The following is a 15,688-nucleotide window of genomic DNA, read 5'->3' as shown; positions in this document are numbered from 1 at the left end:
ATGAAACTAAAATATATATTTCTAGGACTGGCATGTAGTTCGTGCCTGATACTCACTAATACTTCATGCTCATTGGACTACGACCCTATTGATACATACTCGGACGTAACTGAAGGTGTGACTGAAAGTGGAGAAAAAGTGGCCTTTAAAGATAAAGCCGCAGTAGAAAGCCATCTTGTAACAATATATCAGCGAATGCGTGATCGCCAAGAGCATTGGTATAACGACTTTCTCATTATATCGGACTCTCACGCGGACAATGCGTATGCAGGAGTAACCGGTGCTGAAGTTATGCCTTTCGAAACCAATAGTATAGAAGGCTCTAATTCTATAATCGAACGCGACTGGAACAGATATTTGGAAGATATAGCCCGTGCAAATAAGCTAATATGTAACATTGATGATGTTCAGGATAATTCACTGACATCCTCGGAAAGAGCACAATACAAAGCAGAAGCTAGGATTTTCAGAGCAATGATTCTCTTCGATATGGTACGACTATGGGGCAGTATTCCCGTTATCATAACAGAGGCGGAAGATATTACTTCAGAATCAATAGAAGGTGTTTATCCACAATATTTCCCGTCGCAGAGTACAGAAGATGAGGCCTACAAACAAATAGAAACAGATTTATTAGAATCTATTGCGGCAGCCCCCGATTACAATGCTGCAGATAAAACTATCTTCACCAAAACTGTAGCACGCACAATATTAGCTAAAGTTTATGCCGAAAAACCACTTAGAGATTATACCAAAGTGATTCAATATTGCGATCAGGTTGCAGCGGATGGTGTAGATTTAGTAACTGATTTTAGTGATCTGTTTGGCATGAACGAAACCAATACCGATACCAAAGCCAGAAATACAAAAGAGTCTATTTTAGAAGCACAATTCTTCTCCGGAAGTGGAAACTGGTGTACATGGATGTTCGGTAGAGACCTTGTAAATTGGAATAATAATTTTACGTGGGCTAAATGGGTAACCCCTTCGCGCGATCTTATCAAGGCATTCGAGAACGAGGGAGACTTAATACGCTATAAAGAGTCTATTGTATATTATAAGTGTACATGGAGTAACTATTATCCGTCAGACAACTATCCTTTTATGTATAAATGTCGTTCGGCATATAGCAGTATTATCAAATACAGGTATGCAGATGTTCTGCTACTAAAAGCCGAAGCTTTAATTATGAAAGACGGTCCGGACTTAGCCGGTGCAGCAACTATTATAGATAGAATCCGCACACGTGCAGGGATAGCTAAACTTTCTTCATCTGATAAAAGCAGCAAAAGCTCAATGGAAAATGCCCTGCTAAAAGAACGTCGTTTAGAATTGGCATTCGAAGGTCAACGCTGGTACGACTTAGTTAGACTAGGTAAGGTTGAAGAAGTGATGAATGCTGTATATGCAAAAGATTCGGGTCGAAAACCTCAAATGTATCCTTTCGATCAGAATTCGTACAGACTGCCGATTCCACAAGGCTCAATCGACCAAAATCCTAATCTAGTTCAAAACCCTGGTTATTAAGCCTAAATAATTTATATAATGAGAAATAACATGAAATTAAAAACGATATTACCCATTCTTCTGTGCTGGGCATGTGTTGCGACAGCTTGTGGTAAAGAATCTCCAACGGAAGCGCCTGTAGTCACACCCGAAGTACCCGGCAAAGGAGATGTAACAATCTATGTTACGACAAACAGCAGATCGCTCGATTTTGCCAAAAAGACTGCCAGTTTTAACAACAAACCGAGCATGTCTCCATCAATAATAACACTAGACCCAACAAAGCGTTATCAAACAATGGACGGTTTTGGTGCAGCAATAACAGGCTCTACATGTTTCAATTTATTGAAAATGGCTCAGGCTGACAGAACTAAATTTCTGAAAGAGACTTTTTCCGAAACAGAGGGTATGGGCCAAAGCTATATACGTATTGCAATCGGATGCTCCGATTTCTCGTTAAGTGAATACACTTGCTGTGATACTAAAGGAATAGAAAACTTCGCTTTACAAAATGAGGAGAATGAATACGTTATTCCTATTCTGAAAGAAATATTGGCAATTAATCCGAATTTGAAGATAATAGGCTCTCCCTGGACTCCACCTCGTTGGATGAAGGTAAATAATCTGACAGATCTTCAACCATATAACTCATGGACAAGCGGACAACTCAATCCTAAATATTATCAGGACTATGGTACATATTTTGTGAAATGGATACAAGCAATGGCTGCAAACGGAATCAATGTAGATGCTGTCACTCCTCAGAATGAGCCTTTAAACAGGGGGAACTCTGCCTCTCTTTTCATGGGATGGGAAGAACAAAAAGCTTTCGTTAGAGATGCCCTAGGTCCTAAATTAGTAGCTGCAGGTCTTGATACAAAAATATATGTATTCGATCATAATTATAATTATGATAACATGGCAGATCAAAACGATTATCCCATCAAAATTTATGACGATGCAGCAGCAGCCAAATTTATAACAGGTGCAGCATTCCATAACTACGGTGGTGATAAAGCTGAGCTTCTAGATGTTTACAATAAACGCCCTGACAAAGAATTAATCTTTACAGAAACATCCATTGGCACATGGAATGATGGACATAATCTGACAAAACGATTAATGGATGATATGGAAGAGGTAGCATTAGGCACTATCAACAACTGGTGTAAAGCTGTAATAGTATGGAACCTGATGCTGGATAGTGAGCGAGGACCTAATCGTGACGGCGGTTGCCAAACATGTTACGGTGCTGTCGATATAGACAGATCAGATTATAAGACAATCACACGAAATTCTCATTATTATATTGTTGGTCACCTTTCTTCAGTAGTAAAACCCGGAGCGACACGTATCGGCACTAGTGGCTTTACAGCTTCCGGCATAACATATACTGCTTTCGAAAATACAGACGGAACCTACGCTTTTGTTTTACTCAACAATACGAATGAATCGAAAGCGATAGTCTTGAATGACGGTACAAATAATTTCAGCTATGATGTACCGGCTAAAGCTGTAGTCTCTTACCAATGGAAAAAATAATTTAATATCCGTATTATGAAAAAATATTTATATATCATATTAATCCTATCAGCCATTATCACGTTTAATTCGTGTAGTGACGATGATGATAATCCAGGCAACCCTGTTCTGAATACTAAAACACAATTCGGTAGTGCCATGTTTGGCGACAGTCTGGAGTTCACTATTGATGTCTCAGATGCAGAAATCCCATTATCAACAGTAAAAGCCCAATTGTTTTTTGATGAAGAGAAAGTTTCTGAAACAGTTATCCGCACAAAAACAAACGGAGAATATTCAGGCAAGATATATATACCATATAATGCCAATACTCCAAATGGGACAGCTACATTGAAACTAATTCTGCAAAATATTAATTTTACCATTACGGAAGAATCGTATGACTTGCCTCTTTCTCGTCCCGATTATCCATATCTGACACTTGTTACTGCAAATGGAAATTACCGTATGGAAAGGATTGGACTGTACCAATATAAAGTAACCGACAATTTTCCTCAAAAAGTTAATGGTTATATCAAAACCCCTAAAGTAGGTACATATGGTAATGAACTTACTTTTGGATGGGAAGATAATACCATTACATTAGGGTCGACAAACGAAATTCCATTCTCGAACATAAATGCAGGTGAATATTCAATCATCTTAAATACCTACAATTATGAGGCTTCTCCATTCCTTATATATAAAGTAAACGGAGAAATAATGCAACAGGTAGATGATAATAATTTCAAAATTGATTTAAACCTAACAAAAGAACAAAAAATCACATTTACAGGTTTCAGTAATATAAATAACTGGTGGATAGATCCTGCTTTTTTCAACAAAGATGCAGATGGTAATCTTACATTCGCAGCCATGAGCGGCAATTATAGAATAACTGCAAACTCCAGCAATCAATATTTTATCATTGAAGCGCTCAATGGTAGCAATTTAGCTACTCTTGGAGCTGATGGAACAGGAGCAATCTGGATAATCGGCGACGGTATAGGCAAACCATCAGTAAGTAGTAATGTTGTGGGATGGAATCCTGATGGAGCCTTATGTTTCGCGCCAATGGGCAATAAAAAATATCAGGTCGTTCTTGAAGCAGGTAAGACTGTGAACGCCGACGATATTAATTTCAAGTTCTTCCATCAAAAAGGATGGGGTGGTGAGTTTTCAAATACGACACTTACCACAACCAGCGATATTATATTTATCGGAGATGGAGATAATGGAAGAGACTCCGGCAATTTAGGTATTGTAGAAGGTAAATCTCTTGAAAGTGGGGCTATCTATGTTTTCACGGTAGACTTAAGTCAAGGAAATGACCAAGCAGTATTAACTGTTGTGAAAAAATAATATGCCATAGAGTTTGAGTATAAATACTTTTCGACGTGAGTTCGATTGTAGCAATTATTTGAATAAATCTCATCAAATAAAGCTAATTTTGAGCTCACGTTATTTTCTATAAAACATGGAGAATAGTTATATTACAAACACTTCGGTAATTAAATAATCAAATAATAAATTATGCTTAAACCAATTAAATCACTTCTGGTTCTATTTTCAATAGGCATCTGTGTCAATACTACGGCACAAAATAAATTACCTGTTTATTTAGATGATACAAAACCAATAGAACAGCGAATAGAAGATGCCCTTTCTCGGATGACATTAGAAGAAAAGGTCGCTCTATGTCATGCTCAGTCAAAATTCAGTTCTGCAGGTGTAGCCCGTTTAGGAATTCCCGAAAATTGGATGACCGACGGACCTCACGGCATCCGTGCGGAAGTGCTTTGGGACGAATGGGATCAGGCCGGATGGACCAATGACTCATGTATTGCATTCCCTGCACTAACATGCCTTGCAGCCTCGTGGAGTACAGATATGTCGGCTCTTTATGGAAAAGTAATAGGAGAAGAGGCACGCTATCGTAATAAAAATGTATTACTAGGACCCGGTGTTAATATCTACCGCACACCGTTAAATGGTCGCAATTTCGAATATATGGGTGAAGACCCTATGCTTGCTTCGCGCATGGTTGTACCCTATATACAAGGCGTACAGTCGAATGGTGTAGCTGCATGTGTAAAACATTTCGCATTGAACAATCAGGAAATAGATCGTCATACAGTAAATGTAAATGTAGATGACCGCACTTTGTACGAAATATATCTACCTGCTTTCAAAGCATCAGTTCAGGAAGGTAAAGCATGGGCTATAATGGGTGCTTATAATAAGTACAAAGATCAATGGGCATGCCAAAACGAATATCTATTGAATGATATTCTTCGTGGTGAGTGGGGTTTCGACGGAGTAGTTGTATCAGACTGGGGCGGCGTAAACGATACCAAACAAGCAATCTATCATGGACTGGATATGGAATTCGGTTCGTGGACAGATGGGTTGACAATGGGCGCTTCGAATGCTTACGACAATTATTTCTTAGCAAAACCATTTCTCAAACTTCTCCAATCGGGTGAAGTGAAGGAGGAAGAAGTAGATAAGAAAGTACGTAACATACTTCGCATGGTATTCCGCACTACGATGAATACAACACGTCCTTGGGGATCGTTCGCAACAGAAGAACACGCATTAGCCGGACGTAAAATTGCACAAGATGGTATTGTCTTATTGCAAAATAAGAATAATGTCTTACCTATCGATTTGAGTAAGACTAAAAAAATAGCTGTAATAGGTGAAAATGCAATCAAGATAATGACCGTTGGAGGAGGGAGTTCTTCACTAAAAGCTAAATATGAAGTTTCGCCTTTGGACGGAATTAAAAAACGTGTAGGAAGTGAGGCTGAAGTAATATATGCACGCGGATATGTAGGTGAAACATCAGGCGGACAAGATGGGTTAGGTACAGGTCAAAATATTACAGACAATCGTTCTGCCGATGAATTAATTGCCGAAGCATGCAAAGTAGCTAAAGATGCTGATGTAGTTATTTTTATTGGAGGCTTAAACAAAAATGACGGGCAAGACTGCGAAGGTAATGACCGCGCATCGTTGGGACTACCTTATGGTCAGGACAAAGTGATAGCTGAATTGGCTAAAGTTAATAAGAACCTTGTTTTTGTAAACATTTCGGGTAACGCAGTGGCAATGCCTTGGGTTAATGAAGTACCTTCAATTGTTCAAGCTTGGTATTTAGGGACAGAAGCAGGAAATGCAATTGCCTCTGTATTAGTAGGCGATGTAAACCCTTCGGGCAAACTTCCGTTTACATTCCCTGTCAGCTTAAAAGACAATGGAGCTCACACATTAGGTGAGTACCCGGGCAATGGCGAAATAACATACAACGAAGGTATCTTCGTCGGTTATCGTTGGGTGGACAAAGAGAAGATCAAACCTCTGTTCAGTTTCGGACACGGTCTAAGCTATACCACTTTCCAATATGGTAAAGTATCAGCTGACAAAAAAGAAATGGCAGAAAGCGATAAGATTACTTTCTCTGTGAAGGTAAAAAACACTGGAAACAGAGACGGGCAAGAAATCGTTCAACTATACATCAGTGATCTGAAATCATCACTGCCCCGCCCTGTAAAAGAACTGAAAGCTTTTGATAAGATCAGTTTAAAAGCTGGTGAAGAAAAGACAGTGACATTCACTATCGACAAAGCTGCTCTTAGCTTCTTCGATGCCGACAAACACGATTGGGTTGCCGAATCAGGTAAATTTGAGGCTTTAGTAGGTGCTTCGTCTACAGATATTAAGAGTAAAGTCGCTTTTGACTTGAAATAATATATAAAGATTGTTTTAAACAAGTTATTCGTTCTCTTTATGCTGCAATTGAAGCATAAGAAAAGTAAATTCGGACAGGACTAATAGTGTTATATTGGTCCTGTCTTTTTATTAGTTCACCATTCTCCAAACTTTTTACAATAATAAATAATTTACAAATTGTATATTTGTAAACTGCTAATACTAAAAACCGGATTTACTATGAAAAACTTAATTCTTTTACCACTATTATGTTTATTCTTTGCTAATTCTTTTGCCCAACAATTACCTCGTTGGAATACAGAATATGATAACAAAAATGCGACCACTGACTGGTTATTAAATAACAAAAGTGCCAAAGCCGAGATCTATCAAAGTCATAATGGTAAAGATATTATTCTATATAACGGACTTGTAAAACGTTCTTTTCGCATTGCCCCCGATGTAGCATGTATAGATTATAAAAACCTCATCAACGGGCAACAATTGCTAAGGGCTGTAAAACCTGAAGCGATGGTAAATATAAATGGTAAAGACTATTATGTAGGTGGTCTATATGGGCAAACAGAAAATGCTTATCTTCTACCCCAATGGATCGAAAGCTTCAAAAAAGGTGATTCTGTCTTCAATTATGTATCTTATAACATTGACGATATTAAGTTGATCCTCGATTGGAAAACCGACTTTTGGACAGCAAATAAACAAGCCCCGACAGGCAAAGTTCTATCTTTTAAATATCAATCATCATTAAATGAATTAAAAGGTATAGATGTATATGTTCGATACGAACTGTATGATGGCATCCCCCTTATTAATAAATCTGTCGAAATAAAAAATAATACCACCGGATCTGTAACTATTAATAGGGTAATTAACGAAATTCTAGCCGTTGTCGAAGAAGAAAGTGCAGTAGTAGGCAAACCCGAACAAATGAAGAAGCCTGCAGGTATTTATATCGAGACAAATTACGCATACAACAACTCGATGCAATATCCTCTTAGCGATCAGACAACGCATTGGAAAATAGACAAAAGTTATACATCGCAGGTTAACTACGATTTCAATACACCCTGCCTGCTTGAAGTATACCCTGAAAAAGTAAGTGATGTCACTTTATTACCTAACGAAACATTTAAATCCCTTCGTACGAATGAGTTACTAATGGATAGCTACGACAGAGAACGCAGAGGATTAGCTATTAAAAAGATGTATCGGACTATTGCTCCATGGACCACAAGCAACCCAATATTTATGCACCTTGTGAGTAAAGACGACAAACAAGTATATACTGCCATCGATCAATGTGCAGCGACAGGATACGAAGCTCTTATTTTGAGTTTCGGAAGCAATCTGAACATCGAAGAAAATACCACTGAAAATCATAATCGTTGGAAAGCGATAGCGGATTATGCACATAGCAAGGGTGTGAAAATCGGAGGATATACGCTCTTCAGTTCAAGAACCATAGCGCCTGAGACCGACGTTATCAGCGCAGAGACAGGAAAACCGGGCGGCGCATTTTTCGGTAATGCACCTTGCTTTGCCAGCGAATGGGGTCAAAAATACTATCAGGCAATTATCGACTTCTTCAAAAATACAGGCTTCGATATACTCGAAATGGACGGACCTTATCCGGGCGATGTATGCGCTTCTACAACACATCCCGGTCACAAGGGCTTAGATGATTCGCAATGGGCTCAGATGAACATGCAAAAGAGCCTTTTTCACTGGATGAACGAGAATGGTGTGTATGTAAATGCACCCGACTGGTATTTCCTCGATGGGGCAAACAAAATAGCACTGGGATACAGAGAGGTTAATTTCGCTTTATCCCGCGAACAGCAACGAATACTCAACCGCCAGAATATATTTGACGGTACTTGGGACAAGACACCTTCGATGGGATGGGGATTTGTTCCTCTCACTGCTTATCACGGAGGGAAAGCAGATGCAGTTTTAGAGCCACTGAATGACCATCTTAACGATTACAGAGCCTTGATGATACAATATTATGGTGCAGGAATACAGGCATGTTACAGAGGCCCTCGCCTATACGATACCGAAGAGACAAAACAAACTGTAATCGCTGTAATAGACTGGTATAAGAAATACAGGGATATACTCAATGCCGATATTATACACTTACGCAGAGCCGACGGTCGCGACTGGGATGGAATATTGCATGCTGACCCGAATCTGAAAGAAAGAGGATTCGTTATGCTTTACAATCCCACTAAAGAAAAGATAACCCGAACGATTAAACTTCCTCTTTACTATACAGGTTTAACCGATAACGCAACTATAAGTGAGAAAGATAGCAGTCCGAGGAATTATAAATTGAATCGTGACTTTTCTGCCGATTTAACCTTTAGCATAGAACCGGATTCTTATACATGGTTTGTAATCAGAGAGTGACTTATCACTCTCTAACCTTACTATAATATTTCGGCTGATAATCGGGAAATAAGTCGGGATGAAACACATAAGCCATATCCTTCAATATCCAATCAGGATGTATAGGTAAATCTTCGTAGTAAGGAGAGAACTGTGTGTTACAAGCAAATACATTTCGTGTCTTGAAGGCGTTGAAATACGAATACGACTTAAATTCATTCTTCAAACTCTCATATGTCATGGTTTCGGGTGCAAAGTATTTTATAAGCCAAAGATCTGCCTCTCCCGCTTTATCTAATACGGCTTCAAACGATAATGGCAGAAATCCGGTCGAACTATCGTCTTTCCATACATAATCGGCCCCTGCATCAGCCAGCATATTAGCCATATAACTTTTACCTCCCGGCTGATTCCAGTTGCTTTGATATTTCATATCGGTAAATACAGTCGGACGTGTCGTCACATTTGCAACGATGGCTTTTACTTCATTATAATTCTTTACTGTTATATCAAATAGCGAATCTGCAAGACTTTCTGTTCCTGTGAAAAGAGAATAAAATCGAATCCATTCGGCACGCCCCAGAGGATCTGGTTCTGTATAATCGATCGTTTCGATAAGGGGAGCTTTCGCCTTCTCTATATTTCCATAGCTCTGACCACTGATTGGTGAAGTGAAAATGACTTCGGGTTCGAGCATGATTATCGTTTCGATATCTACTTTATTGACCAAGCCTAAGTCCTTTATCGCTCCGTTCTTTACTCCGTTTTGTATCTCATCGAGCTTGATATATTGCAACTCGCAAACACCTCTTACTATATCCAGAGCGCCAATTTCTTTTAGAGTCGAACAATGTATAGTCGAACTGGTTATAGCACTTTGCACTGGAATTTTAATAAGAGTTCCTTGCGGAAGATTAGCCGGGATTTCCTTATCTCTATCTACCAAAATATATTTCTGCAAGAGAAGCGTTGTATCCCATGGGTTACGTACCTCAACGATAGTATAACCCTGCATCTTATTTACGGTGAAGCCTTTTGCATATTTCACATCATAATCAGCTATCTGCTTGTTGTCTATAACAGTAGATGATTGCTTCTTACAAGCACCAAGCATTAGAGAAAGGAAAAGTAGTGTGAATAATATTTTATTGATTCTCATATATTTATTGATTACTAATTGTTAAAAGGTAACAAAGGTAACACATTTCGCCTTGTTTTTGCTTGTCACCTTTCTGTAACCTTTATCAATTAACTTTAATGTTTTAATCTTATATAGATAAACATGTAGAAGTTATATCCACTGGCTTGATACATAATTATTCATTATAAAAAGCAAAATCACTCTATAACATAACTATCAAAATCCAGTGATTTAGCTATCACAAACGAACTATCACTTGCTCCCAATATTAATAGATACGATAATTTTTCTTTCTGTGCTATTTTCCTTGTGACAGCAGTATCTGCCAGCATAAATACAGTTGCATAAGCATCGGCTGTCATACAATCGTCTGCTATTACAGTAGCACTAAGAATATTTGTTTCCGAAGGATAACCGGTTTTTGGGTTGATGGTGTGAGCGTATTTCTTTCCGTCTTTAATATAGTAGTTTCTATAATTGCCGGATGTTGCCATCGATTTGTCACAAAGCTGAATTATTGTCTGCAATTTTTGATAATCGAAAACATTCTTATCGATAGGCTTACTGATACCAATATGCCAGCACCCACCTTTAGCATTTATTCCTTTTGTCCGTATCTCTCCTCCTATCTCTATCATATAATTCTTTATACCATACGAATCGAGAAGCGAAGCAACTATATCTGATGAATAGCCTTTAGCAATAGCCGATGTATTGATCTGTATACGCGGATCGGATTTCACTATTTTCCCATCGCGCAACATTATCTTATCATGCCCCACCAGTTGTTTCAAACTATCGATCATCTGAGGGGTTACATTATCCATATTTTTAAAGCCAAAACCCCACGCATTGATAAGCGGCGATACGGTTATATCAAATAATCCGCCCGAAACCTCCGATACTTCCTGCGCACGTTTAAAGACATTGATAAAAAGAGAATCTAGAACCACATCTTCGTTATTATTTACTTTAGTAATAATAGATGATGGTTTAAATGGATTCAATGAATCATCAAATTTAAGAAGCTCAGCCTCTATCTCATTTTTCACAGAGTGCGTATATTCGTATTTAATAGAATAGGTCGTATGGAAAATATCGCCTTTATCTTCAATATAACTTAACTCTTTTTTCGAGTCGCAGCTAGTCAGATAAAAAATAGATATAAGTATAATAATATAGCGCATAATCTTCAATTGTTGTTTCTCTAAATGGTTTTTATTCAAAATTGCATTCTAATGATTACAATGCAACAAAAATCAAAATTACACATATTAAACATTTCTTAAGAAAAGAAGCACTTTTTTTTCAAGAAAAGAATTAGTGATGTTAATTTTATTACCGTTATTTGTACTAATTGTTCGATCTAATATTTCTAAGTACTAAAAACACATAATGAATCTCAAAAGAACTACTAAAGATTCTTCTGAAAAGAAGAGTAAAAAGAAATTTTTTAAACGTAAATCATTCTATCTATTTTTAGGATTATTCTTAGGTATAACTATCGTTGTATCGCTGTATCAAACTTCCGTTTATTTTTCTACTGACGAATCGTGTATGATGTGCCATGTACATCCACACGTTGAAGAAAGCTGGAAATTATCTTCGCATGTAAACAATGGAAGTGGTGTAAAAGTACATTGTGTCGATTGCCATCTCCCCCCCAAAAGCCATACTTGGGATCACTATACAGCAAAAGCTAAATTAGGGATAAGAGATGTATGGGGATACCTTACGAAAGACAGTACGGATTTCGATTGGGAAAGAATGTCTGAACTGGATTATGCAGTTACATATATTCCAAATGAATCATGTAAAGAATGCCATCAGAATTTGTTTCCCCAAGGAATTTCGGACGACGCTATCACAGCACATTTATATTACGAAGAAAATGAGAAAAAGCTAAACCTGCAATGTATCAGTTGCCATCTGGATGTAGGACATCATAACCCAAACTATGTGCACGGAAAAATGGCCGGCGTACCCGGATTTGGCGGATCGTCGAATAGTGCAGCTCCGGATACAAGCGCATACTTTAAGACTGCTACTCCAATTACTAAATTTGAAAATTTTGACGAACAAATACCGGGTACACCATTATCGTTCAAGATGGTGGCTATCAATGGCGGTTCGTTCAAAATGGGCAGCACCGATAAAGAACCTTTCCATAAGGAAGATGAAGCGCCTGTGCGTAATGTAACTCTAAGCCCATTCTATATGGCAGAAGTTGAGATTACATGGGATTTGTATTGGGCATTCTATGCCAATACGATGAGTGAAGGTCGTACCCCTCCCGAAATGGTATTTGCAAATAATAACAACCCGAATGTAGATGCTATATCGGGGCCTACTCCACCGTTCGGATTCCCCGACCAAGGTTGGGGCGGAGGCGATCGTCCTGCTATTACAATGACACATTATGCAGCCGAAACATTCTGCCAATGGCTATCAAAGAAAACAGGCAAAAAATACAGGCTACCTACCGAAGCCGAGTGGGAATATGCGGCACGTGGTGGCACCGAAACTCCGTATTTCTTCCCCGGCAATCCAAAAGATTTTTCCGATCAGGGATTCTGGCGTAAGTTCTTTGATGCGGACACAGAAGGTATATCTTCGTTTGTAATCTATAGTAAAAACAGCAAAAATAAAACACAAGAACCATCGACAGTCAAAGCAAACCCATTCGGGTTAAAAAACATGCTGGGCAACGTAATGGAATATTGTGCTGATAAATATGATCCTCAAGCTTACAGCAAAGGAGGAGAAAATGTAACTAATCCTATTAGTACAGAAGGTACAGAATGGGTTGTGCGCGGAGGAAACTACACATCCGATGCTGCCGATGTACGAAGTGCAGCCCGAGATTATACTAAACACGACACATGGCTGAAAACAGATCCTCAACAACCTAAAAGTATCTGGTGGTATTCCGATATTCGTGGTATCGGTTTTCGGGTAGTATGTGAATCTAATATCTAAGTTTGTAGTTTAATAAATTGATAAAATTAAAATTTCAAAATATAATTATAAATGAAAAAGGAAAACAAAATCAGCAGAAGATCTTTCTTAAAGAATTCTGCACTTGTAGGAGTGTTAGGAACAATGGGAACAGGTGGTGCTGCCCTGTTAACATCATGTGGTGGTAAAACCGAGATCAAACTTCAACCATTGAAGGAAGCAGGAACATATTACCTTCCCGATTTAATGGACATAGCCAAAGATGGTAAAGAACTCAAAGCCGGTGTGATTGGCTGTGGCGGACGTGGCTCTGGTGCTGCATTCGATTTCTTAAGTGCAGGCAATGGTGTTACCATTGTTGCCCTAGCTGATACATTTAAAGACCGTGTAGATGGCTTAGCCGATAACCTCAAAAAAGAAAAAGGGATTGATATTCCTGAAAATATGCGTTTCGTAGGACTAGATGCCTATAAACAAGTTATCGACAGCGGAGTAGATGTTGTACTTATTGCAACTCCGCCGGTATTTCGCCCTATACATTTTCAATATGCGACGGAAAAGAACAAACATTCTTTCTTAGAAAAGCCGATTTGCGTAGACCCTGTAGGCTATCGTACTATTATGGTTACTTCTAAACAAGCTCAAGCTAAAAACCTATGTGTGGTAACAGGTACGCAACGTCATCACCAACGTAATTATGTAGAATCATACAAAAAAATTATGGATGGAACTATCGGTGAAATTACCGGTGGTGTAGTTTATTGGAATCAATCGATGCTTTGGTACAAAGAACGCCAAAGTGGATGGAGCGATTGCGAATGGATGATAAAAGACTGGGTAAACTGGAAATGGCTTTCGGGCGACCATATCGTAGAACAACATGTACACAATATCGATGTATTTACATGGTTCAGCGGATTGAAACCTCTTAAAGCTACCGGTTTTGGTTCTCGCCAACGCCGCGTTACAGGAGACCAATACGATAATTTCAGTATCGATTTCGAGATGGAAAACGGAGTTCACCTGCATAGCATGTCCCGCCAGATAGATGGTTGTGCCAACAATGTAAGTGAGTTTATACAAGGAACAAAAGGTTCTTGGTCTACAGCTAACAACGAGACTGTGATCAAAGATTTAGCAGGTAATGTAGTTTGGAAATTTGATGCCGAGGCTGAAAAATTGAACTTCAAGCAAACTAATCCGTATGTGCTCGAGCATGTAAATCTTATCAACCATATCCGCAGCAATAAACCTATCGACCAGGCATCGGAAACTGCTGTATCGAATATGGCGGCAATTATGGGACGCGAATCGGCTTACACCGGTGCTGAAACGACTTGGGAGGGAATGACCGCTTCTCCACTTGACTATACTCCGAAAGATTTGAATATGGGTAAAATGGATATGAAAACATTCGTAGTGCCTGTTCCGGGAAAACCACTCGATAATAAATAATACAGAATATGACACTAGACAGAAGAAATTTTCTAAAAAGATCTTTATCAGGTGCCGCACTCTTAACATTGAGTGGAACGGCAGCAGCAATTAGCTCATGCAATACTGCGGCTAATGATAAAAATGCAATTGGCAAAAACACCAAGGCGCAATTAAACCTTTCTTTTCAGGAAGGTACTGCTCCCGGTGAAAGTCTGAACGAAAAGTTCGATTACATGGAAAAACTAGGCATTGTAGGTTTCGAACCCAATGGTGGTGGTCTTGGCGGTCGTGTGAAAGAAATCAAACAAGCTCTTAATGGTCGTAACATTAAAGTTAGTGCCATTTGTGCCGGATTCAAAGGCTTTATACTTTCTACCGATCCTGCTATCAGAAAACAATGTATGGATACGATGAAAGAAATAATAGTGGCTGCCGGTGAACTTGGTTCGACTGGTGTTATTATTGTTCCCGGATTTAATGGACAAGTTCCAGCCCTTCCTCACACAATGGAAACCCGTAATTTCCTGTGCGAGCAATTTAACGAAATGGGTACATTTGCCGTTCAGCATGGTACAACTGTCATTTTCGAACCATTGAACAGACAAGAGGCCTTCTATTTGCGTCAGGTTGCAGATGCTGCGTCGATATGCCGCGATATTAATAATCCGGGTGTGCGCTGCATGGGTGACTTCTGGCACATGACAGCAGAAGAAACATGCGATATGGGAGCTTTCCTTTCGGGAGGAGAATACTTGCAGCATGTACATGTAGCCAGCCGTAAGCGTCGGAGTATGCCGGGTGAAGATGGTGAAGCCGATAACTATATTAACGGATTCAAAGGACTCAAAATGCTTGGATACGATAAATATGTAAGCTACGAATGTGGTTGTCAAGGCGATCGTAATATAGTACTTCCAGCTTCGGTGAAATTACTTCGCGATCAGTGGGAAAAAGCATAAATACAATTTCAAGTATAAAATAGATATGTAAATGAGTGAA

The 15,688-nt window shown here is 38.9% G+C and carries 10 protein-coding genes; 8 read left to right on the top strand and 2 right to left on the bottom strand.

The features are described 5' to 3' along the window. The 5 genes from G7Y57_RS06300 to G7Y57_RS06280 all read left to right on the top strand — a co-directional run bounded on the left by G7Y57_RS06300 (position 1) and on the right by G7Y57_RS06280 (position 9,174). Positions 1-1,527: a RagB/SusD family nutrient uptake outer membrane protein gene (locus G7Y57_RS06300; protein WP_165021356.1), complete on the top strand. Its 1,527-nt coding sequence runs from the start codon at positions 1-3 to the stop codon at positions 1,525-1,527. Between the two features lie 30 nt (positions 1,528-1,557). Further along, on the top strand, positions 1,558-3,048 hold the full coding sequence (locus G7Y57_RS06295) for a glycoside hydrolase family 30 protein (protein WP_165021355.1): 1,491 nt from the start codon (positions 1,558-1,560) through the stop codon (positions 3,046-3,048). Between the two features lie 15 nt (positions 3,049-3,063). Beyond that, the gene (locus G7Y57_RS06290; RefSeq protein ID WP_165021354.1) at positions 3,064-4,389 is read left to right on the top strand and encodes a DUF5125 domain-containing protein; all 1,326 of its coding nucleotides are present in this window, start codon (positions 3,064-3,066) and stop codon (positions 4,387-4,389) included. A 171-nt stretch (positions 4,390-4,560) separates the two neighbouring features. After that, complete coding sequence (locus G7Y57_RS06285; protein ID WP_165021353.1) at positions 4,561-6,780, top strand: glycoside hydrolase family 3 C-terminal domain-containing protein; 2,220 nt, start codon at positions 4,561-4,563, stop codon at positions 6,778-6,780. Positions 6,781-6,981: 201 nt separating this feature from the next. Then, positions 6,982-9,174 carry an alpha-galactosidase gene (locus tag G7Y57_RS06280; RefSeq protein WP_185153924.1) on the top strand — a complete coding sequence of 731 codons (2,193 nt, stop codon included), beginning with the start codon at positions 6,982-6,984 and terminating at the stop codon, positions 9,172-9,174. A 4-nt stretch (positions 9,175-9,178) separates the two neighbouring features. Here G7Y57_RS06280 and G7Y57_RS06275 read toward each other — a convergent pair whose 3' ends face one another. Continuing rightward, positions 9,179-10,312, bottom strand: a complete 1,134-nt coding sequence (locus G7Y57_RS06275) for an ABC transporter substrate-binding protein (protein ID WP_165021352.1) — start codon at positions 10,310-10,312, stop codon at positions 9,179-9,181. A 179-nt stretch (positions 10,313-10,491) separates the two neighbouring features. After that, the gene (locus tag G7Y57_RS06270) at positions 10,492-11,481 is read right to left on the bottom strand and encodes an FAD:protein FMN transferase (RefSeq protein ID WP_165021351.1); all 990 of its coding nucleotides are present in this window, start codon (positions 11,479-11,481) and stop codon (positions 10,492-10,494) included. 208 nt (positions 11,482-11,689) lie between these two features. Between G7Y57_RS06270 and G7Y57_RS06265 the strand changes: the two genes are divergently transcribed. Genes G7Y57_RS06265 through G7Y57_RS06255 form a run of 3 tightly spaced genes read left to right on the top strand, consistent with a single transcriptional unit; the run spans position 11,690 to position 15,648 of the window. Next, on the top strand, positions 11,690-13,273 hold the full coding sequence (locus tag G7Y57_RS06265; RefSeq protein WP_165021350.1) for an SUMF1/EgtB/PvdO family nonheme iron enzyme: 1,584 nt from the start codon (positions 11,690-11,692) through the stop codon (positions 13,271-13,273). 51 nt (positions 13,274-13,324) lie between these two features. Continuing rightward, positions 13,325-14,707, top strand: coding sequence for a Gfo/Idh/MocA family oxidoreductase (locus G7Y57_RS06260; RefSeq protein WP_165021349.1), 1,383 nt, complete (start codon positions 13,325-13,327; stop codon positions 14,705-14,707). 8 nt (positions 14,708-14,715) lie between these two features. Continuing rightward, positions 14,716-15,648 (top strand): sugar phosphate isomerase/epimerase family protein, encoded by a 933-nt coding sequence (locus G7Y57_RS06255; protein ID WP_165021348.1) that lies wholly within the window; start codon positions 14,716-14,718, stop codon positions 15,646-15,648. Positions 15,649-15,688: the final 40 nt, after the last annotated feature.

The sequence above is a fragment of the Dysgonomonas sp. ZJ279 genome, from assembly GCF_011039205.1.
Taxonomy (GTDB): domain Bacteria; phylum Bacteroidota; class Bacteroidia; order Bacteroidales; family Dysgonomonadaceae; genus Dysgonomonas.
Note: the sequence above shows the minus strand (reverse complement) of the source record. Positions and strands in the feature narration are given on the sequence as shown.